Annotated in this window: 26 protein-coding genes; 17 read left to right on the plus strand and 9 right to left on the minus strand. The window is 63.0% G+C overall.

What is annotated here, in order from left to right:
- The first annotated feature begins 230 nt into the window (after positions 1–230).
- Positions 231–515 carry an SCP2 sterol-binding domain-containing protein gene (locus AC0L2P_RS02170; RefSeq protein WP_352448193.1) on the plus strand — a complete coding sequence of 95 codons (285 nt, stop codon included), beginning with the start codon at positions 231–233 and terminating at the stop codon, positions 513–515.
- Between the two features lie 54 nt (positions 516–569).
- Here the strand turns inward: AC0L2P_RS02170 and AC0L2P_RS02175 are convergent, their stop codons facing one another.
- Positions 570–1241 carry a GNAT family N-acetyltransferase gene (locus tag AC0L2P_RS02175; RefSeq protein WP_473499608.1) on the minus strand — a complete coding sequence of 224 codons (672 nt, stop codon included), beginning with the start codon at positions 1239–1241 and terminating at the stop codon, positions 570–572.
- 149 nt (positions 1242–1390) lie between these two features.
- Positions 1391–2524 carry an ornithine/lysine decarboxylase gene (odc2, locus tag AC0L2P_RS02180; RefSeq protein WP_473499609.1) on the minus strand — a complete coding sequence of 378 codons (1134 nt, stop codon included), beginning with the start codon at positions 2522–2524 and terminating at the stop codon, positions 1391–1393.
- Between the two features lie 565 nt (positions 2525–3089).
- Here odc2 and AC0L2P_RS02185 point away from each other — a divergent pair.
- The 4 genes from AC0L2P_RS02185 (at position 3090) to AC0L2P_RS02200 (ending at position 7090) form a co-directional block, all read left to right on the plus strand.
- Positions 3090–4289 (plus strand): amidase, encoded by a 1200-nt coding sequence (locus AC0L2P_RS02185; RefSeq protein WP_473499610.1) that lies wholly within the window; start codon positions 3090–3092, stop codon positions 4287–4289.
- Position 4290: 1 nt separating this feature from the next.
- Positions 4291–5190, plus strand: coding sequence for a LysR family transcriptional regulator (locus AC0L2P_RS02190; protein ID WP_473499611.1), 900 nt, complete (start codon positions 4291–4293; stop codon positions 5188–5190).
- An 86-nt stretch (positions 5191–5276) separates the two neighbouring features.
- The gene (locus tag AC0L2P_RS02195) at positions 5277–5945 is read left to right on the plus strand and encodes a DUF1007 family protein (RefSeq protein ID WP_473499612.1); all 669 of its coding nucleotides are present in this window, start codon (positions 5277–5279) and stop codon (positions 5943–5945) included.
- Positions 5942–7090: a nickel/cobalt transporter gene (locus tag AC0L2P_RS02200; RefSeq protein ID WP_473499650.1), complete on the plus strand. Its 1149-nt coding sequence runs from the start codon at positions 5942–5944 to the stop codon at positions 7088–7090. Before AC0L2P_RS02195 ends, AC0L2P_RS02200 begins: the two co-directional genes overlap by 4 nt.
- Before the next feature lie 25 nt (positions 7091–7115).
- On the opposite strand, the gene denD is transcribed toward AC0L2P_RS02200, so the two are convergent.
- From denD to AC0L2P_RS02220, 4 genes are all read right to left on the minus strand, one after another.
- A complete protein-coding gene (denD, locus tag AC0L2P_RS02205; protein WP_473499613.1) occupies positions 7116–8093 on the minus strand; it encodes a D-erythronate dehydrogenase in 978 nt (325 codons plus the stop codon).
- A 1-nt stretch (position 8094) separates the two neighbouring features.
- On the minus strand, positions 8095–8301 hold the full coding sequence (locus tag AC0L2P_RS02210) for a hypothetical protein (protein ID WP_473499614.1): 207 nt from the start codon (positions 8299–8301) through the stop codon (positions 8095–8097).
- Positions 8302–8363: 62 nt separating this feature from the next.
- Positions 8364–9347 (minus strand): cation diffusion facilitator family transporter, encoded by a 984-nt coding sequence (locus AC0L2P_RS02215; protein ID WP_473499615.1) that lies wholly within the window; start codon positions 9345–9347, stop codon positions 8364–8366.
- 115 nt (positions 9348–9462) lie between these two features.
- On the minus strand, positions 9463–10149 hold the full coding sequence (locus AC0L2P_RS02220; protein WP_473499616.1) for a GNAT family N-acetyltransferase: 687 nt from the start codon (positions 10147–10149) through the stop codon (positions 9463–9465).
- Between the two features lie 83 nt (positions 10150–10232).
- On the opposite strand from AC0L2P_RS02220, the gene AC0L2P_RS02225 reads away from it, so the two are divergent.
- On the plus strand, positions 10233–11417 hold the full coding sequence (locus tag AC0L2P_RS02225; protein WP_473499617.1) for a pyridoxal phosphate-dependent aminotransferase: 1185 nt from the start codon (positions 10233–10235) through the stop codon (positions 11415–11417).
- Positions 11418–11448: 31 nt separating this feature from the next.
- Entirely contained in the window at positions 11449–11829 is a 381-nt protein-coding gene (locus AC0L2P_RS02230; protein ID WP_473499618.1) for a YciI family protein, read from the plus strand.
- Between the two features lie 17 nt (positions 11830–11846).
- On the opposite strand, the gene AC0L2P_RS02235 is transcribed toward AC0L2P_RS02230, so the two are convergent.
- From AC0L2P_RS02235 to trhO, 3 genes are all read right to left on the minus strand, one after another.
- On the minus strand, positions 11847–12602 hold the full coding sequence (locus AC0L2P_RS02235) for an SDR family oxidoreductase (protein WP_473499619.1): 756 nt from the start codon (positions 12600–12602) through the stop codon (positions 11847–11849).
- Between the two features lie 212 nt (positions 12603–12814).
- On the minus strand, positions 12815–13567 hold the full coding sequence (locus AC0L2P_RS02240; protein ID WP_473499620.1) for a tellurite resistance TerB family protein: 753 nt from the start codon (positions 13565–13567) through the stop codon (positions 12815–12817).
- Positions 13568–13773: 206 nt separating this feature from the next.
- A complete protein-coding gene (gene trhO / locus AC0L2P_RS02245; protein ID WP_473499621.1) occupies positions 13774–14694 on the minus strand; it encodes an oxygen-dependent tRNA uridine(34) hydroxylase TrhO in 921 nt (306 codons plus the stop codon).
- A 170-nt stretch (positions 14695–14864) separates the two neighbouring features.
- Here trhO and AC0L2P_RS02250 point away from each other — a divergent pair, with 170 nt between their 5' ends.
- The 10 genes from AC0L2P_RS02250 to AC0L2P_RS02295 all read left to right on the plus strand — a co-directional run bounded on the left by AC0L2P_RS02250 (position 14865) and on the right by AC0L2P_RS02295 (position 24265).
- On the plus strand, positions 14865–15503 hold the full coding sequence (locus AC0L2P_RS02250) for a 2-dehydro-3-deoxy-phosphogluconate aldolase (RefSeq protein WP_473499622.1): 639 nt from the start codon (positions 14865–14867) through the stop codon (positions 15501–15503).
- 227 nt (positions 15504–15730) lie between these two features.
- Positions 15731–17083: a tyrosine-type recombinase/integrase gene (locus tag AC0L2P_RS02255; protein ID WP_473499623.1), complete on the plus strand. Its 1353-nt coding sequence runs from the start codon at positions 15731–15733 to the stop codon at positions 17081–17083.
- A 7-nt stretch (positions 17084–17090) separates the two neighbouring features.
- Entirely contained in the window at positions 17091–17915 is an 825-nt protein-coding gene (locus AC0L2P_RS02260) for a hypothetical protein (RefSeq protein ID WP_473499624.1), read from the plus strand.
- 124 nt (positions 17916–18039) lie between these two features.
- Positions 18040–18303 (plus strand): transcriptional regulator, encoded by a 264-nt coding sequence (locus AC0L2P_RS02265; protein WP_473499625.1) that lies wholly within the window; start codon positions 18040–18042, stop codon positions 18301–18303.
- Positions 18304–18427: 124 nt separating this feature from the next.
- Positions 18428–18853 carry a ProQ/FINO family protein gene (locus AC0L2P_RS02270; RefSeq protein WP_473499626.1) on the plus strand — a complete coding sequence of 142 codons (426 nt, stop codon included), beginning with the start codon at positions 18428–18430 and terminating at the stop codon, positions 18851–18853.
- Entirely contained in the window at positions 18850–19860 is a 1011-nt protein-coding gene (locus AC0L2P_RS02275; protein ID WP_473499627.1) for a PriCT-2 domain-containing protein, read from the plus strand. Before AC0L2P_RS02270 ends, AC0L2P_RS02275 begins: the two co-directional genes overlap by 4 nt.
- Entirely contained in the window at positions 19857–21452 is a 1596-nt protein-coding gene (locus tag AC0L2P_RS02280) for a phage/plasmid primase, P4 family (RefSeq protein WP_473499628.1), read from the plus strand. Before AC0L2P_RS02275 ends, AC0L2P_RS02280 begins: the two co-directional genes overlap by 4 nt.
- A gap of 394 nt (positions 21453–21846) precedes the next feature.
- Positions 21847–22383, plus strand: a complete 537-nt coding sequence (locus tag AC0L2P_RS02285; protein ID WP_473499629.1) for a helix-turn-helix domain-containing protein — start codon at positions 21847–21849, stop codon at positions 22381–22383.
- 550 nt (positions 22384–22933) lie between these two features.
- Positions 22934–23653, plus strand: a complete 720-nt coding sequence (locus tag AC0L2P_RS02290; protein ID WP_473499630.1) for a PD-(D/E)XK nuclease family protein — start codon at positions 22934–22936, stop codon at positions 23651–23653.
- Between the two features lie 3 nt (positions 23654–23656).
- Entirely contained in the window at positions 23657–24265 is a 609-nt protein-coding gene (locus AC0L2P_RS02295) for a hypothetical protein (protein WP_473499631.1), read from the plus strand.
- Positions 24266–24459 lie beyond the last annotated feature (194 nt).

A 24459-nucleotide genomic window follows, 5' to 3' on the forward strand; every position in this document is an offset into this window, starting at 1 on the left:
CAACAATGCCGGCCGGCAAGGTGTCATCCTGACGTGATGCTGCGGCGATAAAGCCCATCTTCTGCTCGGGGAACTGCGTTGACGTAAACGTCAACCCGAAGCTATATGCGCCGGCGGCCGTGGCTGTAAAACCAGGCAAGCGGCTTCGGCAGGTCGAAGCGCCCCAGATCGAAGCGCCCCAAGTCGAAGCGTCGAGGCGCGACAAACGCAACCAGACGAGGAGAACAGCCATGAGCGTTCAGGAGATTGCCGACAACATCAGGTCGCGCGTGGCGAGCGCCGGGTTCGATCGCTCCGTGAAATTCGACACCGGCAGCGACGGCGTCATCGTCATCGACGGCGCCGATGTCTCGACCACCGATGCGCCGGCCGATTGCACGATAAAGCTGTCGCTCGACGATCTGGACTCGTTGATATCAGGCGATCTCAACCCGACCATGGCCTTCATGTCCGGCAAGATAAAGGTCGAAGGCGACATGAGCGTCGCCATGGCGCTCAGCCAGTTGATTGGCTGATCCAGTTAGGGCCAGACAAGCCGCCGCGCGACGGCGGCGGCTTGATTCAAAGCATCAGGCGGCGAGCGGCAGTCTCGGCGCCTTCAGTTTGCGCCCGGCCGCTTTCAGCGTGCCTTGCGCGCCGTCGAGCGCGCCGACAACCAGTTCCCGCGCCAGCAGGCGGTGCCGCTCGTAAGGCCCCGGCATTGCCAGCGAGCCGGTCTTTGCGGCCGAAAAGTCGAAGCGCTCGTAATAGCGCGCGTCGCCGACCAGCAGGATCGCCGCATGGCCAAGCCGCTCGGCCTCAGTGACCGCGTGGCGCATCAGCGCCGAGCCGATGCCGGCATTTTTCAGCGCCGGGTCGACCGCAAGCGGGCCGAGCAGCAGCGCTGCCTTGCCGCCCTCGCCCAGCACCACGTCCCACAGCCGCACGGTGCCAGCAACACTGCCCGACGCATCGCGCGCGACAAAGGCCAGGCCCTCCGAAGGCCGGCGGCCGCGCCGCAGCTTTTCCGACGACTTCTTCCGGCGCTTCGGTCCCATGGCGCGATCGAGCAAAGCCTCGCGCGCGCCAGCGTCGGCGGCGGTTTCGGCGGTGATGACAAAAGCGCCGGCACTCTCCCCCGTCGAGGGGGAGATGTCGCCAAAGGCGACAGAGGGGGTCGCCGCGCGCGAAGCGCCAACGCCACCTTGCCCAAGGGAGGTCGCGGCAGCTGAGACGACCCCCTCTGGCCACTTCGTGGCCATCTCCCCCTCAAGGGGGGAGATTCCCGCGGCACCTTCAACAATGAAATTCAAAACGTCCATTTCCGCGATCCTTCACGAGCGGATTGTTCCACAGGCGAGCCCGGGCGGGCGACAGGCGCCCACCTCGGGTGATCTGAAGGCCGAAGCCTTCAGATCACGTAGGATCGGAGAGGCTCGAAGCCGTTGAAGGCGACCGAGGCGTAGGTCGTGGTGTAAGCGCCGGTGCCCTCGATCAGCACCTCGTCGCCGATGGTCAGCGACAAGGGCAGCGGATACGGCGTCTTCTCGTACATCACGTCGGCCGAATCGCAGGTCGGGCCGGCGAGCACGCAAGGCGCGGTCTCGCTGCCGTCATGCGCGGTGACGATCGGGTAGCGGATCGCCTCGTCCATGGTCTCGGCGAGACCGCCGAACTTGCCGATGTCGAGAAACACCCAGCGCACATTGTCGTTGTCGGCCTTCTTCGAGATCAGCACGACCTCCGACTTGATGACACCGGCATTGCCGACCATGCCACGGCCCGGCTCGATGATCGTCTCGGGAATGGCGTTGCCGAAATGCTTCCTGAGCGCCGAGAAGATCGCCTGGCCATAGGCCTGCGCAACCGGCACATCCCTGAGATAGCGGGTCGGAAAGCCGCCGCCCATATTGACCATCTTCAACACGATGCCTTCTTCGGCGAGCGTCGCGAACACCTTTTTGGCATCGCCCAGCGCGCGGTCCCAGGCGGTCAGGTCGGTCTGCTGCGAGCCGACATGGAACGACACGCCATAAGCGTCGAGACCGAGTGCCCTGGCATGGCGCAGCACGTCGACCGCCATCGCCGGCACACAGCCGAACTTGCGCGACAGCGGCCATTCGGCGCCCTCACCGTCGGTCAGGACGCGGCAGAACACGCGGGCGCCGGGAGCGACGCGGGCGATCTTCTCGACCTCCTCGACGCAGTCCACCGCAAACAGCTTGATGCCGAGCTGGTACGCGCGCTGGATGTCGCGCTCCTTCTTGATGGTGTTGCCGAAGGAGATGCGGTCCGCCGGCGCACCGGCGTCCATCGCCATCTCGACTTCGGCAACGGAAGCGGTGTCGAAGGACGAGCCCATCGCAGCAAGCAGGCGCAGGATTTCCGGCGCCGGATTTGCTTTCACCGCATAGTAGATCTTGGAATCGGGAAGCGCCTTCTCGAAGGCGCGGAAATTGTCGCGCACGACATCGAGGTCGACGACGAGGCACGGGCCGTTCGGACGTCGGGTGGCGAGAAAGTCAAGGATGCGCTGGGTAGCCATCGGGTCTCTCCATCAGCGCCTTTCGGCGCGCACAAAGGCTTGCGGACGCGGGCTCTCGGCCTCGCGAACTCGCTGGTCAAACAAAGGCGGGACGTCAAATCCATGGAACCAGCCGGTGGAGACCCCGGAACCATGAAGCGCCGTCTCGCGGCGGTGAACCTTGGCCTTGCCCGGCCTCGGTTCGCTTTGTCTGCCTTGGCTTGGATGGGAGACCCGTCCGCACTGCCGGCAATGAAGGTGTGCCTCTTCAGTAACCCCGGTCTTTGGACGACCGGCAGAACACCAGAAAGGCCCGCACCGTCGTTGCTTCAAGGTGTCCTCGGTTGGCGGTTGGCCGCTAAACCGACTGGAGGGGTTGGCTCCAGTTACCTTACCGATTGCCCTCACCATTCGAGGATCGGCGGACACCCACAGGCACGTGCGACTTTGGGCAAGCGCGATATAAGATCGAAAGATTTCACAATCAATAAAAATCGTATGGCAGGTTGTAAAATTTGCGGCATCGAACAATGCTGCGGTAACCAGAAGAGAAATGCTGCGGCAAGCACATCCGGATATTGAACGCATGACAGGCACTCGCGGCCCGCTGAACGCTTTTCTCGACCTTGATCAAACCCCTGTAGCCAATGCGAAATCCGGCCCGCTTGCCGGCTTGCGGCTTGCCGTCAAGGACATCTTCGACGTCGCCGGCTACCGCACCGGCTGCGGCAATCCGCAGAAATACCGGGAGGCTCCGCCTGCCACGGCGACCGCGCCGGCAGTCCAGGCGCTGCTTGATTCGGGTGCGCGCTTCGTCGGCAAGACGCAGACCGACGAACTCGCATTTTCCCTGCTCGGGCTGAACGAGCATTTCCCGTCGCCGGTCAATCCGGCGGCACCCGACCGCGTCACCGGCGGCTCATCCTCAGGTTCTGCCGCGGCGGTTGCCGGCGGGCTTGCCGACATCGCCACCGGGTCCGACACCGGCGGCTCGATCCGTGCGCCGGCAAGCTTCTGCGGCCTGGTTGGCCTCAGGACGACGCACGGTCGCATTCCGCTCGATGGCGCCATGCCGCTGGCGCCTTCGCTGGACACGTTCGGCTGGTTCGCCAGCGACATCGTCATCTACGAAAAGGTCGGCACGGTGCTGCTCGGCGACGGTCCGCACTCCCACGACCTGAGACGCCCCGTCGCCCTCGCTGCGCTGGACGGCCTCGTGCTCGGCCCGCACGAGGCCGACGAATATCGCGCCATGGTCGGCAGTGTCGCTTCGGTGCTGGGCGCGCCGCGCAGTGTTGGCCCGCTGTCGCATTCGACCGACGATCTCTATTGGTGCTTTCGCAAGCTGCAAGGCTATGAAGCCTGGCAAAATCACGGCGCCTGGATCGCCGGCGGCGACCGCATGCTGGGACCCGGTGTCAAGGAGCGTTTCGAGCACGGCGCGACCGTCGACGCGGCAACCGCGCAACGTGAAACGGAACGTCGCGTTTCGTTTCGCATCGAACTTGCCGACCTGCTTGGCGATGACGGCGTTCTTGTGCTTCCGACCGCTCCGGGTGCCGCGCCGCTCAAGGCCGCGTCATTCGACGATTTGCAGACCTATCGCGAGCGCGCGCTGAGACTGCTGTGTCTTTCCGGCCTGTCCGGTTTTCCGCAGATCACGCTGCCGCTCGGCAACGTCGACGGGGCGCCGTTCGGGGTTTCGCTGCTCGGCCCGAAGAACAGCGACCGGCAGTTGATTGCGCTTGCCACCCGCATCCCTTCAAGCCATCAAGAGGGCGCATGACATGGATACGCTGACCCGCATGCGCGCCTTCATCGACGTGGTCGAGGCCGAGGGCTTTTCGGCGGCGGCCCGCAAGATCGGCCGCTCCAAGGCGCTGCTGTCGAAATATGTGCGCGAGCTGGAGGACGAACTCGGCGCGCTGCTGCTCAACCGCACCACCAGGCAGTTCTCCCTGACCGAGGCCGGCCACACCTATTACCGGCGCGCCTCGGAAATCGTGCGCGAGGTCGACAGCCTGGCCGATGCGGTGCGTGAATCCTCCGGTGATGTGCGTGGCAGGATCAAGCTTTCGGCACCGCGCACTTTTGCCGACGCGCCGATAGGCCAATCGCTGATCGACTTCGCCAAACAGCATCCCGACATCATACTCGACATTCAGCTCGACGACCGTTTCGTCGATCTGGTCGAAGAGGGTTTCGATCTGGCGGTGCGCATTTCGCGGCTGGAAAACTCCTCGCTGATCGCCAGGCGCCTGGCGCCGTTTTCGGTACGGCTCTGCGCGTCTCCCGAACTGATCGCCGAACACGGGCTGCCGGTGCGGCCGCAAGACCTTACCCGCGTGCCTTGTATCATCGATACCAACGGCCGCTGGCTCAGCAACTGGCCGTTCAAGGGCGACAGCGGCGACACGGTGAGCGTTTCGGTCTCCGGTCCGATCGAGGTCAACAGTCCGATGACGGCGAGGGCCGCCGCCCTGGCCGGATTGGGGTTTTCCATCCTGCCGGACTTCATCGCCGCGCCCGATATCGAAAGCGGCCGGCTGGTGACTGTGCTGGATGACCGCATCCTGCCCGGCGGCGGCATCTTCGCCGTCTATCCGCACCGGCGCTATCTGCCTGCAAAAGTTCGCGTTTTCGTCGATTTCCTGGTGCAGTGGTTCAAGACGCTGGACAACGCATGAGCTTTCAGCCGCATTGCGGTCCCATTTTCGCCGGCTTTCTGGTAACTGTCGGCAATTCACCGAAGCCGATTGAATCGCGACCGAGAATGCACCTGAAACAGCAAGCAATCATGCTGGCTTCGGCCTTGGCCGCGACGCTTGCCGCCGTCGGACCGGCTGCGGTGCATCCCCACGTCTTTGCCGAGGCCCGCCTCGAAGTGGTCCTTAGCCCGGATCACCAAACTGTGAAGGCATTGCGCCATGTCTGGCGCTTCGACGATTTGTTTTCGAGCACGGTGATGATGGAGTTCGATAAGAATTCCGACCTGAAGCTCGACGACAAGGAGTTGAAGGATGTTGCCGACACCGTCCATGCCTCGCTTGCCGAATTCAACTATTTCCAGCTCGTCACCGTCGACGGCAAGGACGTGGCAATGACCCCGCCGCCGCATTTGATGGCCAATTTCGACAATGACCAGTTGATCATCCTGTTCGAATCCGAACCGAAGACGCCGATCAAACTTAGCGGCAAGATAGATATCGGCGTCTACGACCCGACCTTCTACACCGCGATCGATTTCACCGAGGATGCCAATCTGCAGGTCGACGGCTTGCCGCCGACCTGCACCAGCAAGGTTGTCCGCCCGAACCCGGACGAGGCGATCGCCCAGAACCAGAAGACCCTGACCGAGGCCTTCTTCAACGATCCGACGGGCACCGACATGAGCAAGATCTTTGCCACCAAGCTTGAACTGACCTGTCAGCCGGAAGGATAGATCCAGTGACCAAACCGTCCCTGCGTCTGGCATTCGGTCTTCTGGCCGTCGCCTTTGTGATGATGCACTTTCTCGGCTCCGCCTCCGCCCAGAGCTCGCTCGGCATCGGCACCAATGACGGCATGGCTCCAACCACAACCGGCCCGTTCGCGCACATCCTGATGTGGATCAATCTGCGCCAGCAGGAATTCTATCATGCGCTTGCCAGCGCGATGAAGGCGATGCGCCAGGACGGCAGCAAGCTGTGGCTGCTCATCGGCCTGTCCTTTGCATATGGCATTTTCCACGCCGCCGGCCCCGGTCACGGCAAGGCGGTGATCTCGTCCTACATGGTGGCTAACGAAGTGGCGCTCCGGCGCGGCATCATGCTGTCCTTCGTCTCGGCCCTGCTGCAGGCGCTGACCGCGATCGTGGTTATGCTGGTGGCCTATTTCGCGCTGCGCGGCACCGCTGTCTCGATGACCGACGCCGCATGGTTCCTCGAAATCATGAGCTATATCTTCGTCACTCTGTTCGGCGCCTGGCTGCTGTGGCGCAAGGCCGGCCCGGCAATCCTTCGCCAGTTCGGCGCAAATCCGGGCTACAGCCTCTCGGCTGCCCACGCCGGCCATTCACATGGAGGCCAACCACATTCCGCGCATTCCCATGCGGCACATTCCCACGCGCTTCGTGAGCATGACGGCCATGCGCATGACCATCATGACCACGGCCCCTACGACCACCACCATGCCGCGCACGATCACCACAGCCATGCGGCGGGCGAGGTCTGCGAGACCTGCGGGCATTCGCACGCGCCCGACCCGGCGCTGCTTTCCGGCGATCGTTTCGATTGGCGCACGGCCTGGTCGGCGGTGGCTGCCGTCGGTATCCGGCCCTGTTCCGGCGCGCTGATCGTGCTGAGCTTTGCGTTGCTCAACGGCCTGTGGTTCGGCGGCATCCTGTCGGTGCTGGCGATGGCGCTCGGCACCGCAATCACCGTTTCGGCCCTGGCGACGCTTGCGGTGACCGCCAAGAACTGGGCGGTGTATTTCGCCGGCGACGGCCGCATGGGCAACCGCATCCATTCCTTCGTCGAGATCGGCGGCGCCGCCTTCGTCTTCCTGTTCGGACTGCTGCTGCTCTCGGCCAGCCTCACCGGCGCCTGACCTCATTGCGTCCGATCGGGGCGATTTAGCTAGGTATCTTGCCCTCCAACTCGTCCTCGATATGGACGCGGATGATGTCGTCGAAGCTTGTTTCGGCGGCAAAGCCAAGCTCTCTCGAGCGCCGCGACTCGAAGCGTGTCGGCCAGCCCTTGACGATCGCCCAGATCGTCTCGTCGGGCTCGTCACGGATCAGTTTTGCCGCCTTGGCGCCGGCGACGCGTTCCAGCGCTTCGATCTGCTCGCCGACAGTGACCGCGACGCCCGGCATCGTCAGGTTGCGGCGCGGCCCGACTGCAGCGCCGTCAATTTCAGCCGCATGGATCAAAAAATTCACCGCCGAACGCGGGCTGGCATGTGTGTGGACGACCGAGCGCGGCACCGGCAGGATCGCTTCATGGCCGCTCAGCGGCTCGCGGATGATGCCGGAGAAGAAACCTGAAGCCGCCTTGTTCGGCTTTCCCGGCCTGACGCAGATGGTAGGCAGCCTGATGCCGATGCCGTCGAAGAAACCTCGGCGCGTAAAGTCGGCAAGCAGCGCCTCGCCGATCAGCTTCTGCGTGCCGTATGAGGTCAGCGGCGTCGGGTGGAACTCGTCCGGAATGATTTCGGGAAACGGCGCGCCGAACACGGCGATCGACGAGGTGAAGACGAGGCGCGGCGCAAATGCCGCCAGCCGGACGGCATCGAACAGCGCCCTTGTGCCGTCGAGATTGACGCGGTAGCCGAGATCGAAATTGGCCTCCGCCTCACCCGACACCACGCCGGCGAGATGGAAGATCACGTCGGGCCGCGGTGCGACCAGATTTGCCGTCGCGCCCGGCGCGGCAAGGTCGCCGGTGTGGACGCTGATGCTGACGCCTTCGAGGGCGGGCGCCTGCGGCGGCACGATGTCGTGAAGGTCGAGCGCGGCGATCTTGCGGCCGCCAAGCGTCCCGTCCTTGGCCAGCCTGGCAATGAGTTTGCGGCCGACCATGCCTGCCGCGCCGGTAATCAGAATGCGCATGTCATTTTCCTTTTTTGCGCTGGCTGCGGCTACGCAGCCAGAACACGACGAAGATTGCCACCATGAACATCGCCGCGACGACGCCGGCAAGCACCGTCGAGACCTTGCCGACTGCCACCATCACGGTTGGAAGATAATAGGCTGCGATGCCGAACAGCAGCAAAACCCAGGCGGCGCCGATCGCCGCATTGCGGGTGTCGCGGTCCATCACGCGGCGCCAGGATGGCGGGAGTTCATGTCGCTCGTTGCCAATGCCAGGAACTCCCGAAGTCAGTGATAATGGCCGCGGTGCGGTGCCGTGTCATGCGCATGCCCGTGCTCGTCATCATGCTCATGGCTATCGGCGCAGTGGCCGAATTCCGGTTCGACGGTGGCATGGGCTATGCCATGTTCCGCCGCAAGCCGCTTCTTGATCGCGCTGACCGCCATATGCGCGTCGACGCCGTCATTGAGGCAGGCATGTAACGTCGCCATGTTGCTGGAGCCGTCGAGCGACCAGACATGCATGTGATGCACCTCGCGCACGCCCTTGACCGAGCCTTCGATGTCCCTCGCGATCAGGTCGCGGTCGAGACTTGCAGGCACGCCCTCGAGCAGGACGTGGGCGGCTTCGCGCATCAGCGACCAGGCCGTGGACAGGATCAGCAGCGCGACAAGAACGGACAGGATCGGATCGATGGGCGTCCAGCCCGTCGCCAGGATCACCAGCGCCGCGATGATCGCCGCCGCCGAGCCGAGCAGGTCGCCGAGCACATGCAGGATGGCGCCGCGCATGTTCAGGCTGCCGCGGTCGCCGCCATGCAGCACGTAAAACGAGCCGAGATTGACCAGCAGGCCGGCGATCGCCACGACCAGCATCGGCCCGCCGAGCACCGGAGCCGGCGCTTGCAAGCGGCCGCAGGCCTCGTAGACGATCCACAGCGCGATGGCGAAGATGGCGATGCCGTTGGTGTAGGCAACCAGCGTCTTGACCCGGCCGAAACCGTAGGTGAGGCGCACGGTCGCCGGCCGGCTCGCAAGATGAAAGGCATACCAGGCAAGGCCGAGCGCGACGCAATCGGCAAGCATATGGCCGGCATCCGCCAGCAGCGCCAGTGAGCCGGTGAAGATGGCGCCCAGCGTCTCCGCAACCATGAAGCTGGCGGTCAGGCAGGCAGCGATCAGCACGCGCTTCTTGTCGGTCGAGCCGTGCACATGCCCGGCACCGTGACTGTGGTCGTTGCCCTGCGCGGCGTGGTCGGGGGTATGCGCCATCCTATGAGCCCCTGCTAGAGCCTGATCCATCTCGGCAGAACCGGGATGGAGGCTCTGTCTTCTTGTTTGACCATGATCTTATCCGAAAACCGGCCTCCACTTTTCGGGATCATGGTCAGGCGCCGAACTCAGCGCGAAAATCCTCAAGCCGCCGCCTCTGCTGGCCATCGCTGTCGAAATTAGCCGGATCGAGCCACGCCTCATAGGCTCTGCGCAGGTCAGGCCATTCCTTGTCGATGATCGAATACCACGCGGTATCGCGGTTTTCGCCCTTGACCACAAGATGCTGACGGAAAATGCCCTCGAACTTGAAGCCGAAACGTTCCGCTGCGCGCTTCGACGGCTCGTTGCGGTTGTTGCATTTCCATTCGTAGCGGCGGTAGCCGAGCTCGTCGAAGACATACTTCATGAACAGGAACTGCGCTTCCGTCGCCGCCGGCTTTCGCGAGATCAGCGGGCCCCAATAGATGTTGCCGATCTCGATGACGCCGTAGGCCGCGTCGATGCGCATCAGCGTCTGGCGCCCGGCGACCTTGCCGCTGGCCTTGTCGATGACCGTGAAGAACAGCGGGTCGTCGCTGGCTTCGGCCTTGTCCAGCCATGGCTGGAAGGCGGCGCGGGTCTGCGGCGGGTCGTCGAACAGCCAGGCGAAGCGGCCGCCGGCATCGGCCACCGACGAGGCCTCGAATAGGCCGTCGCCGTGCTTTTCGGCGTTGAGCGGCTCCAGCCTGACAGTACGGCCCTCCAGCACCTTGCGTTCCGGCCGCGGGCGCGGTTGCCAATTCTTGAGATTTTCCGACACCGAAAACTCCAATCCGTTTGACTTTTGCGGGCGGACGCTCACAAAAACGCACGCTCGCTGAAAGAACCACACGGACGGGAAAAGTGCTCCACACGATTTCGGCCTTCGATCGCCTCGGCGAGGAAAATGCGTTCGCGGTGCTCGCACGCGCCACAGCACTTGCCCATCAGGGCCGCGACATCGTCAATCTCGGCATCGGCCAGCCCGACTTCAAGACGCCGCAGCATATCGTCGAGGCCGCGATCAAGGCGCTGCGCGACGGCCATCACGGCTATACGCCGGCCAACGGCCTGCTGGCGACGCGCGAAGCGGTGGTCCGCCGCACGCTTGCCACTACCGGCGTTGAAGTCTCGCCGGAAGCGGTGATGATCCTGCCCGGAGGCAAGCCGACCATGTTCGCGGCCATCCTGATGTTCGGCGAGCCGGGCGCCGAAATTCTCTATCCCGATCCCGGCTTTCCGATCTACCGCTCGATGATCGAATTCACCGGTGCAGCCCCCGTCCCGGTGCCGATGCGCGAGGAGAACGGCTTCGCCTTTTCGGCCGCGGAGACGCTGGCGCTGATCACGCCGAACACCAGGCTGCTGATCCTCAACTCGCCGGCCAATCCGACCGGCGGTGTCACCCCGCGAGCCGAAATCGAGAAGCTGGTCAAAGGGCTGGAAGCACACCCGGACGTCGCCATCCTCTCCGACGAGATCTACGACGTGATGACCTATGACGGCGAGATGCATTGTTCGCTGCTTGCTTTCCCCGAAATCCGTGACCGGCTGATCGTGCTCAACGGCTGGTCGAAGACCTGGGCGATGACCGGCTGGCGCATGGGGTGGTCGATCTGGCCGAACGGCGACAAGGGCGCGCATCTCTACGACAAGGTGCGCAAGCTGGCGGTCAATTGCTGGTCCTGCGTCAACGCGCCGAGCCAGCATGCCGGCATCGCCGCCATCGACGGCCCGCAGGACGATGTCGACAAGATGATGCGCGCCTTCGACCGCCGCAGGAAGGTCGTGGTCGAGGGGTTGAATGCCTTGCCCGGCGTTTCCTGCATCACCCCGAAAGGTGCCTTCTATGCCTTCCCCAATGTCTCCAAAACCGGCTGGAAGGCCAAAAAGCTCGCCTCGGCGCTGCTCGAGGATGCCGGCGTGGCGCTGATCGGCGGCCCCGATTTCGGCGTTCTCGGCGAAGGCTATGTCAGGCTGTCCTACGCCAATTCCGAGGAGAACATCCTGCGCGCGCTGGAGCGGATCGAGTCGTTCCTGGCGAAGTGAGAACGCACGACGGACGGAAAGGAGACGCCAGATGTTCTATGCCATTCTTGCCTATCACGAGGAAGAAGCGATTACGGCGCTGACGCCTGAGCAGGATGCGGCGCTGATGACCGATCTTCTCCAGATCAACGATCGGCTCTACCGGCAAGGCACCCTTGGGCCGGCGGCGCGGCTCGGCGCGACACAAGACGCCTGTACCTTGCGCGGGCCAGGCACCGGAATGGTTATCGACGGCCCCTTCGCCGAGACCAAGGAACAATTGCTGGGGCTCTATGTCGTCGACTGCGCCAACCGTAACGCCGCTATCGAAATCGCGCGCGATCTTCGCCGCGTCAATCCGACCGCCGTCTACGAAATCCGCCCGATTTCGCTATATCTTCCCGGCGTGCCGCTTCCGGTCACGCGGCCCTGATTTAGGACGGACTGCGACTACCCTCGCCCGACAAACGGCATCTTGGTCGCCATCACGGTCATGAACAGCACGTTGGCGTCGAGCGGCAGGCTGGCCATATGGAGGACGGCATCGGCGACGCGCTCGACGTCCATCACCGCTTCGGCGGCAATGGTGCCGTTGGCCTGCGGCACGCCGACCGTCATCGCTTGCGCCATGTCGGTCAGCGCGTTGCCGATGTCGATTTGGCCGCAAGCAATGTCGAATGGCCTGCCGTCCAGCGCCAGTGTCTTGGTCAGCCCGGTGATGGCGTGCTTGGTCGCCGTATAGGGCACCGAGCCCGGCCGTGGCGCATAGGCCGATACCGAGCCGTTGTTGATGATGCGGCCGCCCATCGGCTGCTGCCTGCGCATGGCGCCGAAGGCAGCCCGGGCACACAGGAACGAGCCGGTGAGATTGACCCCGACGATTTCGTTCCACACGTCGACCGGGATGTCGTCGATCAACGTCGATTTGTAGCTCGTGCCGGCATTGTTGAAGAGCAGGTCGACCCGCCCGAAAGCCGCGGCCACCGTCTCAAACAGATCGTCGACCTGATCGGCCTTGCTGATATCGCAGGCGAATGCCAATGCCTTGGCCTGCGTCGGCCCGGCCGCGTCAATGGCCTCCTCCAGCACCGGCTTGCGGCGGCCGCAGAAGACCGTGTTCCAGCCGGCCTTGAGCAGCGCCGTGGCGACGCTTTTGCCGATGCCCGTGCCGGCGCCGGTGACGATGGCGGTTTTATGGTCGGTCATGGCTGTACTCCCTGAAAGGGATGAGCCATCGCAAATGACGGGAACCATGGCAAGCCGGCCCAAAGCCTGTGCTCACAAAAAGGGCGGCCATTGGCGACCGCCCCTGATCCGGACCGGGCTTGGGAGGAGGAAAGCCGATCCGACTGTCTAAGATCATGCGCTTTCTCGATTAACGAGAAGCTAACGTCGGACGGCCGTGTCGCAGTCCGCTTCTACCAGCGCGAATTGACGGCCGGCTTGGCTGCCTCGCCCGTGGCTGCTGCCGGCACCTTTGCCGCCGTCACTGTCGCCTCGACATGATCGACAAGCGCGTCCGGCAGGCCGAGGCGGCCGGCAAGCAGGTCGAGATAGCCGCGTTCGGCCCGCGTGTCCGGATCGATAGCAAGACGCGAGGCGGTGTAGAGTTCCAGCTTTTGCGCATCGGTCTTGGCGCCGGCGATCAGCACATCCAGATCGAGCGGTGCCTCCAGCTCCGACATCAGGAATTTCTCCGCTTCGGCGCCGATGCCGGCGAGGCTAAGCTTGCCGGCGATCTTCTGCCGCTCTTCGTCATCGACGTGGCCGTCGGCCTTCGCCGCCGAGATCATCGCCCTGACCAGCGTCAGCGTGAATTCGTCTTCGCCCTGCGGCGCTTGCGACGGGTGGAAGGCGGTATCGGCCGGCGGCGGCAGCAATTCCGGTTCGCCTGCAGCTTGTGTCTCGGCCGGCGCGTTGCCGTTTTTGTAGTTCTGGTAGGCCTTGTAGGCGAGACCGCCGATCGCAGCCAACCCGCCAAGCTTCACCGCCGCACCGGTGACCTGACGGCCTGGGCCGGTTCCGAGCAGCACCGCGGCCAGCGCACCGGCGGCAAGCGGATTGTCCTTGGCCATCTGCACCGCCTGCCCGGCCTTGTCGCGGACGGTCGATCCGGTGCCGGGAACTTGCGAGCCGAGCAGATCGTCGAGGAGCTTCTTGGGATCGAACATCTATGCCTCCAGAATTGGCCCGGCCGAAGGTGCGCGGGCAGGTTTGGACGTCGAAGACCTAGGTCCCGCAGTTTGACATTACAATGACGCGGTGCATCTTTTTGGCCGCTGCCACGCATGACCTCGAACCGACATCTGCTGGGATTTCACGCGGAAATCAAAGCGCTGCAGCCTCGTTCCGCGCTTCTCTGTTGCTTAACGTGAATCTAAGTTCCGATGTGGCAATCGCCGCGCGCTTGCGCCAGCTCGACCTGGCGCTGGCGCTCGGCGTAGCGGGCGCGATCCTCGTCTGAACGGGCATCGAAGCAATGCGGGCATGAGACGCCGGTAGCATATTTCGGCGACAGCCGGTCTTCCGCGACTAACGGATGCCGGCAGGCGCGGCAGAGTTCGGCCTCGCCTTCGAGCAGCCCGTGCGACACCGAAACGCGCTCGTCGAAGACGAAGCATTCGCCTTGCCAGAGGCTCTGTTCGGCGGGCACATCCTCGAGATATTTCAGAATGCCGCCCTTGAGGTGGAACACATACTCGAAGCCGAGCGACTTCACATAGGCCGTCGCCTTTTCGCAGCGTATGCCGCCGGTGCAGAACATGGCGACCTTGCGCCCGTCGAGCTCGTGCCGATGCTGCTCGACCCAGGCCGGGAATTCGCGGAAGCTGGTGGTAGCGGGATCGACAGCGCCCTTGAACGTGCCGAGCGACACCTCGTAGGCGTTGCGCGTGTCGATGACGATGGTGCCGGCATCCGAGATCAGTGCGTTCCAGTCGGCCGGCGCGACATAGGTGCCCGCACCAGCCGCCGGATCGATATTGTCCACGCCCATGGTGACGATCTCGCGCTTCAACCGCACCTTCATGCGGTGGAACGGCATCGTTGCGGCGCTGCTATATTTGATCTCGAGGCCGGCGAGACCTTCGATGGATTCGAGATGATCGATGAGCGCGGCGATTGCCGTTTCGCTGCCGGCGACCGTGCCGTTGATGCCCTCACGCGCCAACAGCAGCGTGCCTTTGATGCCGCGTGCGCAGCAGAAGGCGGCGAGCGGCGCGCGCAGCGCCTCGAAGGTGTCGAGCCGGGCAAACCGGTAAAGCGCGGCGACGCGGAAGACTGGGCTGGGCAGTGTCATCACCAAGCCACTAAACACTCATGGCAGCCGGATCAAGGCAGAGCCGGGAGCGGTCTGACCGCGGGTGGGTTTCGAACACCACGCGTGACATCGCGACACGCTCCGTTTCGTGGACAGAAAAACCGCCTTCTGCTAACCGGTCGACTTGATCAACAGAGGAGAGACGACGAATGCCCAGCACGACCGAAAAGCTCCTGTCGCTCCTCAACGGCCAGCAGGTCATACCGGTGCTGAAGATCGCCAATGTTGCCGACGCGGTGCCGCTGGCCCGGGCGCTGGCCCGCGGCGGCCTGCCGGCGATCGAGATTACGCTGCGCACCGCCGACGCGCTGGAGGCGATCCGCCGTGTGGCGGGCGAGGTCGAAGACGCCGTCGTCGGCGCCGGCACCATCCTGGATGCCCGCCAGTTCGGCGAGGCGGCGGCCGCCGGTTCGAAGTTCATCGTCAGCCCCGGCATCACCCGCGAGCTTCTCGCGGCAGCCAGGGACAGCGACGTGCCGTTGCTGCCCGGCGCCATCACGCCGGGAGAGGTCATGGCCGCGCGCGAAGCCGGCCTGCGCTTCCTGAAATTCTTCCCGGCCGAACAGTCGGGCGGCATCGCCTCGCTCAAGGCCTTCGCCTCGCCGCTTGCCGACGTGAAATTCTGCCCGACCGGCGGTATCACCGGCAAGAATGCCGCCGACTATCTCAGCCTGCCCAACGTTATCTGCGTCGGCGGTTCCTGGGTGGCGCCGGACGATCTGGTCAAAGCCGGCAAATGGGACGAGATCGAAGCCTTGGCAGGCGCGGCAAGCAAGCTCGGCCGCTAGCGTCGCCGCCGATCTGGCCTGCCGCCGATCTGGTTCGCCAGCTGGTTCCCGCTCATGGGCTCGAACCACGATTCACGCCTTAAAAGGGCTTGAAAACAATCCAGCTTTATCCAGCCTGATCCAACGAAAGTCCTGGAGATCGTGGCTTTTGCGCAACTGAGCCCGTGCTTGTACATCCCTGTCCAAGTGCATATATTGGACAAATCGTTGGACAAACGGAGCAGGCTATGGCCAAGCGAGTACGGGATACGCATCTGGAAAGCAGGACGGCTAGAGCGAAACTCGCTCAACGCGGCAAGCCCTATTACACGGCCATCGGAGCCGGCCTGCATGTCGGCTACCGTAAGGGGAAGACCGGCGGCGTTTGGGTTGCACGGTTCTATAAAGGCGAGCAGGATTACCTCGTGCAGAAAGTGGGCGTCGCCGACGACGTCCGCGACGCAGACGGCGCGGCCATCCTCGATTTCTGGCAAGCGCAGGCTGCGGCTAGGGCGTTCGCTGCTACTGTCGAGACGCCGCCGTCGACAGCCGACGTGGCACCGCTCACCGTCGCCGACGTCGTCACCGCTTACGTTGTAACCCGCGATGCCCGCGACACGCGTCGTAGGGCGCGCGCCGTTCGCTCTGACGCAAGCCGGCGTTTGGGTCGGTACGTGCTCGGGCAAGGCAAACGCGGCAAGCAGGAAGCGGTTGCCGCCTCGCCCCTGGCCGGCGTGGCGCTGTCTACCCTGACCGACGACCATCTGTCCTCGTGGCGCGCGGGCTTGCCGGCCGCGCTCAAAGAGACGACCAAGCAGCGGCTGGTCAACGACCTTAAAGCCGCACTGCATAGCCAGCGAAAGCAGCTTAACCCGGCGCTGGTCGTCAATGCCGGTCTGAAGTCTGACGTCGACGTCGACGACAGCGTCGAGGTCGCACGGGAAAACCAGATCCTGACCGACGGACAGATCGTCCGGCTGCTGGTTGCTGCTCGACAGGTAGACGACGAACTCGGCTGGGATGGTGACCTCTATCGGCTTGTGCTGGTGCTCAACGCCACCGGTGCCCGCTTCAGCCAGATTTGCAGGATGAGGGTGCGCGACGCCCAGTTGAAGGAAGGGCGTTTGATGGTGCCCTCCAGCCGCAAGGGTAAGGGAAAGTCGGGCTCAATCGCTGTGCCGGTCGAAGCCGCCATCGTCGAGGCCTTGCGCCCGATCGTGACGGGCCGGGCCCCCGACGCCATGCTGCTGGAGCGCTGGCAATATCGCCAGCCTTCCGGCGGCATCAAGTGGGAGCGGGCCGGCCGGGGCCCGTGGCAGACATCGTCCGACGCCGCCAAGGCATGGAAGGCGATCCGCGAGCGGACCGACATGCCCGACGTCATCATGTACAGCCTTCGCCACTCCAGCATCGTTCGCGGCATCCGTGCCAATTTGCCGATCAGGCTGGTCGCGGCTCTGCACGACACGAGCGTGGCCATGATCGAACGGCACTATGGCCGGTGGATTGTCGACGGGCTCGAAGACATGGCACGCGCGGCGATCGTGCCCATGATGCCGCCGGCCGATGGCGACAACGTCGTGCGGATAGGGGCGCGGTGAGAGGACGATGAACAGCAACAACGTCAAGCCCAGGAAAATAAAATCCGCAGCGCCCGATGAGGCCATTGGCGATCCGGCTGAGGAAATTGCCGGCCGTGCCGAGTTGCACCAGCGGCTCATGGAGAGCATCGTTGCCTTGTCCTGGCAACACATTCTCTCCGGCGCGGTCGTTCCACACAGCGGTGGCTTCTTCAGGTCGATGCCGGAGGCGAGCAACCACTACCTTGGCGTAGCGTGGCGTAACATTCTTAACGCAGCAATCGCTCCGCAACCGAGCTGCCGCTTCGAGGACGCAGTGGCGGAAGCCGTGCACACCTTCTACGACAAGGCCCTGCGTGATGGCCCCGCCAGCGCGCTCGGGCTGACGACCGAGCGTAACAAGCGCGTAATGGCGAATTATGAAGCGAGGCAGTCGTCGGCTGGTGTGCCCGACGAACTGCGGGCAGTCGAGGCCGATGCGAGAGTGCGGTTGCGCGTGGCGGATTTTGCCGGGCAGGACGTCGACGGTGAGGCAATCGCGATGGCAAAGGAACTCATTACCGTCGGCAAGCCAGTTCCGCCTACTTTGGTTCCCTTCGTGCTCAATAGGCTCGACGGCGTAGCATCGGGGCGAAAAGGCCCAAAACCAGGCACCAACAGCAAACGCGACTTTGTCATCGTCCTCAGCGTGATGGCGTTGCAGATGTCCGGGTTCAAAGAGACGCGGAATTTCGTAGCTCGTCATAACGATCAGTCGGCTCATAGCGCGTGTTCGCGCGTCGCCGCTATGGCCGGCCTCAGCGAGGATGCGATCGTCAAAATCCTGTCTAAATGGCGAAAGCACGCGCGTTAGTAACAATAGCGCCGGTTCTATTCCTATGACCACCCGGGCCGACCTAGCTACTTACTGCTGCATCAGCAACGACCTGCCCGGACAAACCACCGCCTCGGAAGGTCCGAAAAGAGGATGCAGTCAAATGTACACCGAAACGTTGAAGTCGCACGCTCAGCGCGCTACCGAACTTTATGAGCCCGCACTTCGCGACGCGTCGATAAACGGATTTTGCCGCCGGCATGGGGTGAGCCGATCCACCTATTACAACATGAAAGCAGCCGGACTTGGCCCCCGCGAATACACCGCCGGCAAGTTGGTTCGCATCAGCCCAGAGGCTGAGGCCGAGTGGGTACGTTCGCGCGAGGCCGCAGAAGATGCGCGGCGCGGCGCCCCATCCGCTGCATGAAATGAAACCGCCCTCGCGAGAGGCAAGGGCGGCGAGTTAGATCATCTGGGGTGCAGATTAGAACGCCACCTTGTAGCTCTAGCTCTCTGTTCAGTCAACGCGACGGCCAGACCGAGGCTGTCCAATGTTCACCGAAGATGCAAAACCCGCCCCCCGCGATATCGTGGCGGCTTGGCAAGAGCTTTACCCTCACACATTCAATCTACGTTTCCGAAAACCGCTGAAGATCGGTATTCGCGAAGACATGCTGTCCGCCGGCCACGGCCTGACCGAAGTCACACTCGGGCTGAAATACTATGCGGGCGGGTCTGGCTACTTGCGCGGCTGCCAGATGGCGGGCGGCATTCGCATCGACCTAGCTGGCCAACCGAGCGGGATCGTCACAGAAGCGGGAGCGGCCTACGCGGCCAAGCTGCTGGCGCGGCATGCCGCCAAGACCAATCAGGTAGCACCGATCGAACCTCCCAAGGCGCCGAAGCTGCAGGACAGTCTGGCGGCGCTTAGAACGGCAGCAAAAGCCCGTCGCGAACTGATGGAACTGGCGCCGTGACCGGCTTCTTTCGTACTCATGGCCCGCGTCTTGCCGAGCAAGGTTATGGCATCCTGCCGATCAAGCCGGACACGAAAGAGTGCCTCGTGAAGGGCTGGCCGAAGATGGATTTCAGCGCCCTTCTCGTCACCCCACAGGGCAGCCGCATGTATAGCCACCACGGCGTCGGCGTGAAGACCAAAGACACGCCGGCGGTCGACGCTGACACGCCTTCGCCATGGCTGATCGAGAAGACCTATGACTGGTGCGTCGACAACATCGGACCCACGATTGCCCGCATAGGACAGCCGCCGCGTGAGCTCTTCGTCTACAGGACCGAGACGCCGTTCAAGAAGTTGAAGTCCGACACGTTCGTTTCGCCGGACGGCAATGAGCACAAGGTCGAGATACTCGCCAACGGTCAGCAGTTCGTCGCGTATGCGATCCACCCCGGCACAGGCAAGCCGTATTACTGGCCGGACCAGGAGCTTTTCGAGACGCCTAATTCGGCGCTGTCGCTCATGACGCAAAAGCATGCCTTCGCCCTCCTCGGCTATGTCAATCGCATCTGTGCCGACGCCGGCTGGGCTAGGAAGGTCATAAGAAACCAATCCGCCGAGCGCAGGCCGGCGGCCGACCCGCACGCACCACTGCCGTTGCTCACCGCCGCCATGTCCGTCATGTCCATCTACCCGGAAACGTACGATCGCTGGATCGCCATAGGCGCGGCGCTCTACCACGCCACCGACGGCAGCGCCCAAGGTCTTGAGCTGTGGGACACGTGGTCGAGGAAGTCCGACACCTACGACGGCGCTACATACGACAAATGGGACACCTTCGCGGGTGAAGCCCGATCCGGCGCCAGAACCGTGTTTTTCTGGGCGGACAAGGCCAAGCCGGACTGGCGCATGCAGCCGGAAGTCTCGGGCATGTTCGCGGCGCCAAGGGCGGCGCAGCGGCCGACCACAATCGACATCCTTGACGAAGCACTGCGGCGAGCTGCTGCGAAAAAGGGTTCACGCAAATGACCAACGGCACACAACGCACCGGTGCCGACCTTCGTCCGGTAGTCGAAGAACTCTCCCTGCTGCCTCGTCTCGAGTATGATCTGGTTCGCATAGAGACGGCCAGGGAAATCGGCATTCCGGTCGGCGCTCTGGACAAGGCCGTGGCCAGCGCGAAGGCTGAACGTCGCGCCGCAGAAGTCGGCGCCAGCGTCGGTCTGGGCGGCGAAGGCGACCTGCTAGCGTCGGACGAAGACACGCGACCACCAGCGTTCTCCGACGAGGCGTTGGCGCTTAGCTTCGCCGCCGAGCACCGCGACAGGTACCGGTACGTCGCGGCGTGGGGCAAGTGGATGCTCTTCGACGGTCGCTGCTGGAGGACCGAGAAGACCCGCGAGCCATTCGATCGAGCGCGCGAGACGTGCCGGCGTGCTGCCGCCAGTTGCGACGACGCCCGGCTGGGCAAGGTTCTGGCGAGCGCCAAAACGGTTGCAGCGGTCGAGCGCCTGGCGCAGTCCGACCGACGGCTTGCCGCGACGTCTGACCAGTGGGACGCTGATCTATGGCTGCTCAACACTCCGGGCGGCGTGGTCAACCTGCGCACCGGCGCGATGCGCCAGCACCGCGCCGACGACTACATGACGAAGATCACGACGGTCGCGCCAGACAACGAGATGGAGTTCCCCATCTTCCAGGCTTTCCTAGCGCGCGTCACCGACGGCGACCGCGATCTTCAGAACTTCCTGAAGCGCTTCGGCGGTTACGCGCTGACCGGCGTCACCATCGAGCACGCCCTGGCCTTCTTCCACGGTACCGGCAACAACGGCAAGTCGGTCTTCCTGTCCGTAGCAGCAGGCATCTTGGGTGACTACCACACCACCGCGCCGTTCGAGACCTTTGCCGCGTCGAGAAACGAGAAGCACCCGACCGATGTGGCGGGGCTGCGAGGCGCACGACTGGTGACGACCGCCGAGACAGAGGAAGGCCGGCAGTGGGACGAGACCAAGCTCAAGCAGCTCACCGGCGGCGACCTGATCAGCGCGCGCTTCATGCGGCAGGACTTCTTCGAGTTCGCTCCGCAGTTCAAGTTGATCATCGCCGGCAATCACAAGCCATCGCTCAAGACGGTCGACGAGGCGATCAGGCGACGTCTGCATCTGGTGCCGTTCACGGTCACCATCCCGAAGGCCGAGCGCGATCCGGACTTGAAGGAAAAGCTGAAAGCCGAGTGGCCGGCCATTCTCGACTGGCTGATCGAAGGCTGCCTCGACTGGCAGGAAACGGGGATCAATCCCCCTCAAGCCGTCGTGGCGGCATCGGAAGCGTACCTTGCAGAAGAAGACACATTCGGCCGCTGGTTGGCCGAGCAGTGCGAGCTCGACCCCAACGGATGGACATCCAGCGCCGACCTGTTCAGCGATTATGACGACTACGCCCGGCAAGGCAGGGAGCATGTCGGCAACAGAAAGGACTTCGCCGAGAAGCTGACGGCACAGAAAGGCGTCGCCGTGTCCCGATCGGACGCCGGGCGTGGCTACAGAGGGATCAAACTTAAGCAAAACGTCCGCTCCATAGGCGGTTTAGGTGGCAGACTGCCGCCGGGAAAAAACCAATGAAATCAATGGTTATGACGCGACTGTACGCAACCTCATAATGCACCGTCTAGAGCGGCGTTGGACGCCGTTTTATCTGGCGCGACGTCGATACTCAGAAGAGGTGTCATACACGCCACAACAGCTCCTAGACGTCCTACTACAGAGGTCGCGTACAGTCGCGTCAGGCTCCTCCTTCAAGATGACGGAATCGACAGCTCGAAAGGATCGACCGACATGAATGTGATCATTAAATTCGCAGCGGCCCGAGCTCGCCTGTGCCTAGCGCCGAAGGTTCGCAAACCAAATCCGAAGCATCAGGTGCCGACGCGGCTGCAAGAGGTGCCGGACTCAGCCGAGCGCAGGTTGCTTATGGACTGGCTGCAGAACCCTGAACGCTGGTGCATGTTTTGAGACCATGGGCCGCCCGAGCCTCTTCAAACCAGAGATGGCTGAGACGCTGCGAGGCTTTATAGCGCAGGGATATTCGCTTGGGGACATTGCAGCCGAGTTCGGCGTCAGCCGTATGACATTGCACAGGTGGATGCGAGATAATGTTACAACATTGCGACAGTCCCTAAAGCAGGCCGAACGGACCGGGCGAGCCGAACGCACCGCAAGCCGGGCCGCCGAAGCGGAACGCAGTTACGAAGACAGATACGCTCGGAATCGGCATTGGCTGCGCCTGCCGCCCCGACCTACCGCGACGGACGCGACAGCTGCCCGCGCCACGCTGGACTTCCTGCTCAAGGATATGATCACCAAGGCCCCTGACACCTCCAGAGAGCAACACGCCCCCACCGCGGCCGCTCAAGAGCTCGCCAGACGCCGCCGCGAGCGCCTCGCTGCCCGAACCTCGCCTGCCGCCCCATCTTCAAGACCTGAAGAGCCGGAAGTCCGCCACGACGGTGACAGCGAACCGGTACCATTCGACGACCCGCTGGCGGATTGGTGATTTTTATCCCGCCAACCGTCAAAGTCCACAAGTATGCCGTCTTAAGGCGTAAACTGAAATTGGTTTGAAATAGAAAGGCTAATAAAAACAAACAACTGCTTCTTGGCCGAATGAAATCTGTCCAATTCTTGTACAATAAGAGCGTCGACGTAAGGCCTGGGCACCCGAAGCAGGCGGCCACACTCGTCTTACCCCGGCGTCCGCTAATTGCTCGTCGCTTTTGGCAGCGGCACCGGATGCTCTTCGGCGGTGCCTATCAGGTACCCTATTGCTTTCAGAACTCGATGGTGCCTGCCAGCACACCAATACGGAGATCAATAAACGGCATGACAGATGGAGCGGCCTGGCCACTGTTGAGCCCTATCATCAAGCTCATCGCTGGTGCCATGACACAACTTTTTGGCGCTGCATAGCGTTGGCGATCGATCGTCGCTAAGAGAACGTTCGGCGTCACACCAATGGCCGAGAATAATGACGGCCGGCTACCGCTTCCAGGATATCTCTGACCATCGGCGGCTGGCGCACGAGTTTATCGAGAGTATGCAATCGCATGAAGGCAGTGGTCGCAAGTGTGGACGTGAACGCCGAACGTCTCGCCGGGTTCTTGAGAGCTGCAGGGCCGCTACTGCGGCTCCCCGTCAGTCCGACGTCAGCATTGCCAAGCGCCGAGCGGCTGGGTCGGATTGTTAAAGCCCTGCGTCCCCATCTGGAACAGAGCCGCACGAAGGGGCGCCATCTGAACGTGTGGGCAATGGCTGGCTTGAAGAAGGACGAGGTTCGAAACGCTGCCGTGCTGGCGACGCTTCTCGATCCTCAGCAACTCGGCGGCCTATCTCGGGCCTTCCTGGCAAACATTCTTGAGGAGGTCGGCCTGGGCTACCCCGCGTTCGCCGCGATCGATGTGATGGAGCCCTATTCTGTCATGACTGAGGCATGTCCGCTGGGTGCCCGAGAAACCCGCATTGACATAGTGCTGGAGGGGCGGCGCTTCCTGCTCGGCATGGAGGTAAAGATCGAAGCTTTGGAGAGGCCACGACAACTGAGCGACTATCAGTTGATACTCCAAAGGAAGGCGCGCCTTTTCAATAAAAGCGCCGCCCTAATTTTTTTAAGCCCTCGACCATCCCAGGCGCTTCCGGAGGGGGTGCCCCATCTCACTTGGCGCAAATTGGCCAAGGCAGCGAGCAAGGCGGTGCGCGATCGGCCTGACGCATCAGAGGCCGGTAATCTCCTTCACCAGTTTTCAAGCCACATCAACACTTTCAGGTGAGCCATGAATAAAGACCCGGAACTCGACCGGCTGATCATCTCAAACTTAGCGGACCTTGACGCGACTGCTCGGCAAATAGAGGCCATCGAACAAAGGGTTTGGACACAGATTGCGGAACGAATGGAGCAATGGGCAGAACGCAAAGGCTGGCTGGGCTCATATGAAACTGATAGCGACATTTGGATTGCGCCTAACGAATGGAAGCAAAGCGACGACGATCAGTTGGGCTGGTTTGCGATGGGCTTCGGCCCTGGGGACAGTGGCAATGGCCTTGAAGGTGAAACGTATTTCCACCTCGCTAGACTGGCCGGTGTTGGGGGCGGCAGACTGTGCATCTGGTTGGGCTTCGACGGGATCAAGCGCAGTGCGTGGCGGCGGGCGTTCCGCTCTGCGGCGGAGAAAGGCGACACTGCCGGGTTCGCCTTCGATGAGAACGACGGGCTCTATTTCGATTGTACGCCGCCAACAGGTTCCTTGGCGGAGGCGGTCGCCGAAGACGACTTCGATATCGCGTTTGCTCTTCTTGATCGTGCTCTCGACACTGCTCACGCAGGAAGGCTGACCTTTGAACGGTTATTGAAGGAAGCTCGAGATTCACGGCTGACCAGCTAACCAGCGTGCCGCGCGCCAATTCGCCGTCCGTTGCTACAAAGTTAGAGGCATTGCGCGCACACCCACTGGCCTTTCTTTGAGGAAGCCGCTTCCCCGCGGCTGAAGCCGAGGCCACGATACTAGGACGTAGACTCATTACCGCGTAGCCAGATGCGAATTGCCACAAGTTTGAGGGCAGCGAGGTAGTTCTCTGC

It is taken from the genome of Mesorhizobium sp. WSM4836, from assembly GCF_055811815.1.

Excerpts from the sequence above, each read along its gene's own strand:
- AC0L2P_RS02170 (WP_352448193.1), top strand. The coding sequence starts at position 231 with ATGAGCGTTCAGGAGATTGCCGACAACATCAGGTCGCGCGTGGCGAGC.
- AC0L2P_RS02175 (WP_473499608.1), bottom strand. The coding sequence starts at position 1,241 with ATGGCCACGAAGTGGCCAGAGGGGGTCGTCTCAGCTGCCGCGACCTCC.
- odc2 (WP_473499609.1), bottom strand. The coding sequence starts at position 2,524 with ATGGCTACCCAGCGCATCCTTGACTTTCTCGCCACCCGACGTCCGAAC.
- AC0L2P_RS02185 (WP_473499610.1), top strand. The coding sequence starts at position 3,090 with ATGACAGGCACTCGCGGCCCGCTGAACGCTTTTCTCGACCTTGATCAA.
- AC0L2P_RS02190 (WP_473499611.1), top strand. The coding sequence starts at position 4,291 with ATGGATACGCTGACCCGCATGCGCGCCTTCATCGACGTGGTCGAGGCC.
- AC0L2P_RS02195 (WP_473499612.1), top strand. The coding sequence starts at position 5,277 with ATGCACCTGAAACAGCAAGCAATCATGCTGGCTTCGGCCTTGGCCGCG.
- denD (WP_473499613.1), bottom strand. The coding sequence starts at position 8,093 with ATGCGCATTCTGATTACCGGCGCGGCAGGCATGGTCGGCCGCAAACTC.
- AC0L2P_RS02210 (WP_473499614.1), bottom strand. The coding sequence starts at position 8,301 with ATGGACCGCGACACCCGCAATGCGGCGATCGGCGCCGCCTGGGTTTTG.
- AC0L2P_RS02215 (WP_473499615.1), bottom strand. The coding sequence starts at position 9,347 with ATGGCGCATACCCCCGACCACGCCGCGCAGGGCAACGACCACAGTCAC.
- AC0L2P_RS02230 (WP_473499618.1), top strand. The coding sequence starts at position 11,449 with ATGTTCTATGCCATTCTTGCCTATCACGAGGAAGAAGCGATTACGGCG.
- AC0L2P_RS02235 (WP_473499619.1), bottom strand. The coding sequence starts at position 12,602 with ATGACCGACCATAAAACCGCCATCGTCACCGGCGCCGGCACGGGCATC.
- AC0L2P_RS02240 (WP_473499620.1), bottom strand. The coding sequence starts at position 13,567 with ATGTTCGATCCCAAGAAGCTCCTCGACGATCTGCTCGGCTCGCAAGTT.
- trhO (WP_473499621.1), bottom strand. The coding sequence starts at position 14,694 with ATGACACTGCCCAGCCCAGTCTTCCGCGTCGCCGCGCTTTACCGGTTT.
- AC0L2P_RS02250 (WP_473499622.1), top strand. The coding sequence starts at position 14,865 with ATGCCCAGCACGACCGAAAAGCTCCTGTCGCTCCTCAACGGCCAGCAG.
- AC0L2P_RS02255 (WP_473499623.1), top strand. The coding sequence starts at position 15,731 with ATGGCCAAGCGAGTACGGGATACGCATCTGGAAAGCAGGACGGCTAGA.
- AC0L2P_RS02260 (WP_473499624.1), top strand. The coding sequence starts at position 17,091 with ATGAACAGCAACAACGTCAAGCCCAGGAAAATAAAATCCGCAGCGCCC.
- AC0L2P_RS02265 (WP_473499625.1), top strand. The coding sequence starts at position 18,040 with ATGTACACCGAAACGTTGAAGTCGCACGCTCAGCGCGCTACCGAACTT.
- AC0L2P_RS02270 (WP_473499626.1), top strand. The coding sequence starts at position 18,428 with ATGTTCACCGAAGATGCAAAACCCGCCCCCCGCGATATCGTGGCGGCT.
- AC0L2P_RS02280 (WP_473499628.1), top strand. The coding sequence starts at position 19,857 with ATGACCAACGGCACACAACGCACCGGTGCCGACCTTCGTCCGGTAGTC.
- AC0L2P_RS02285 (WP_473499629.1), top strand. The coding sequence starts at position 21,847 with ATGGGCCGCCCGAGCCTCTTCAAACCAGAGATGGCTGAGACGCTGCGA.
- AC0L2P_RS02290 (WP_473499630.1), top strand. The coding sequence starts at position 22,934 with ATGAAGGCAGTGGTCGCAAGTGTGGACGTGAACGCCGAACGTCTCGCC.
- AC0L2P_RS02295 (WP_473499631.1), top strand. The coding sequence starts at position 23,657 with ATGAATAAAGACCCGGAACTCGACCGGCTGATCATCTCAAACTTAGCG.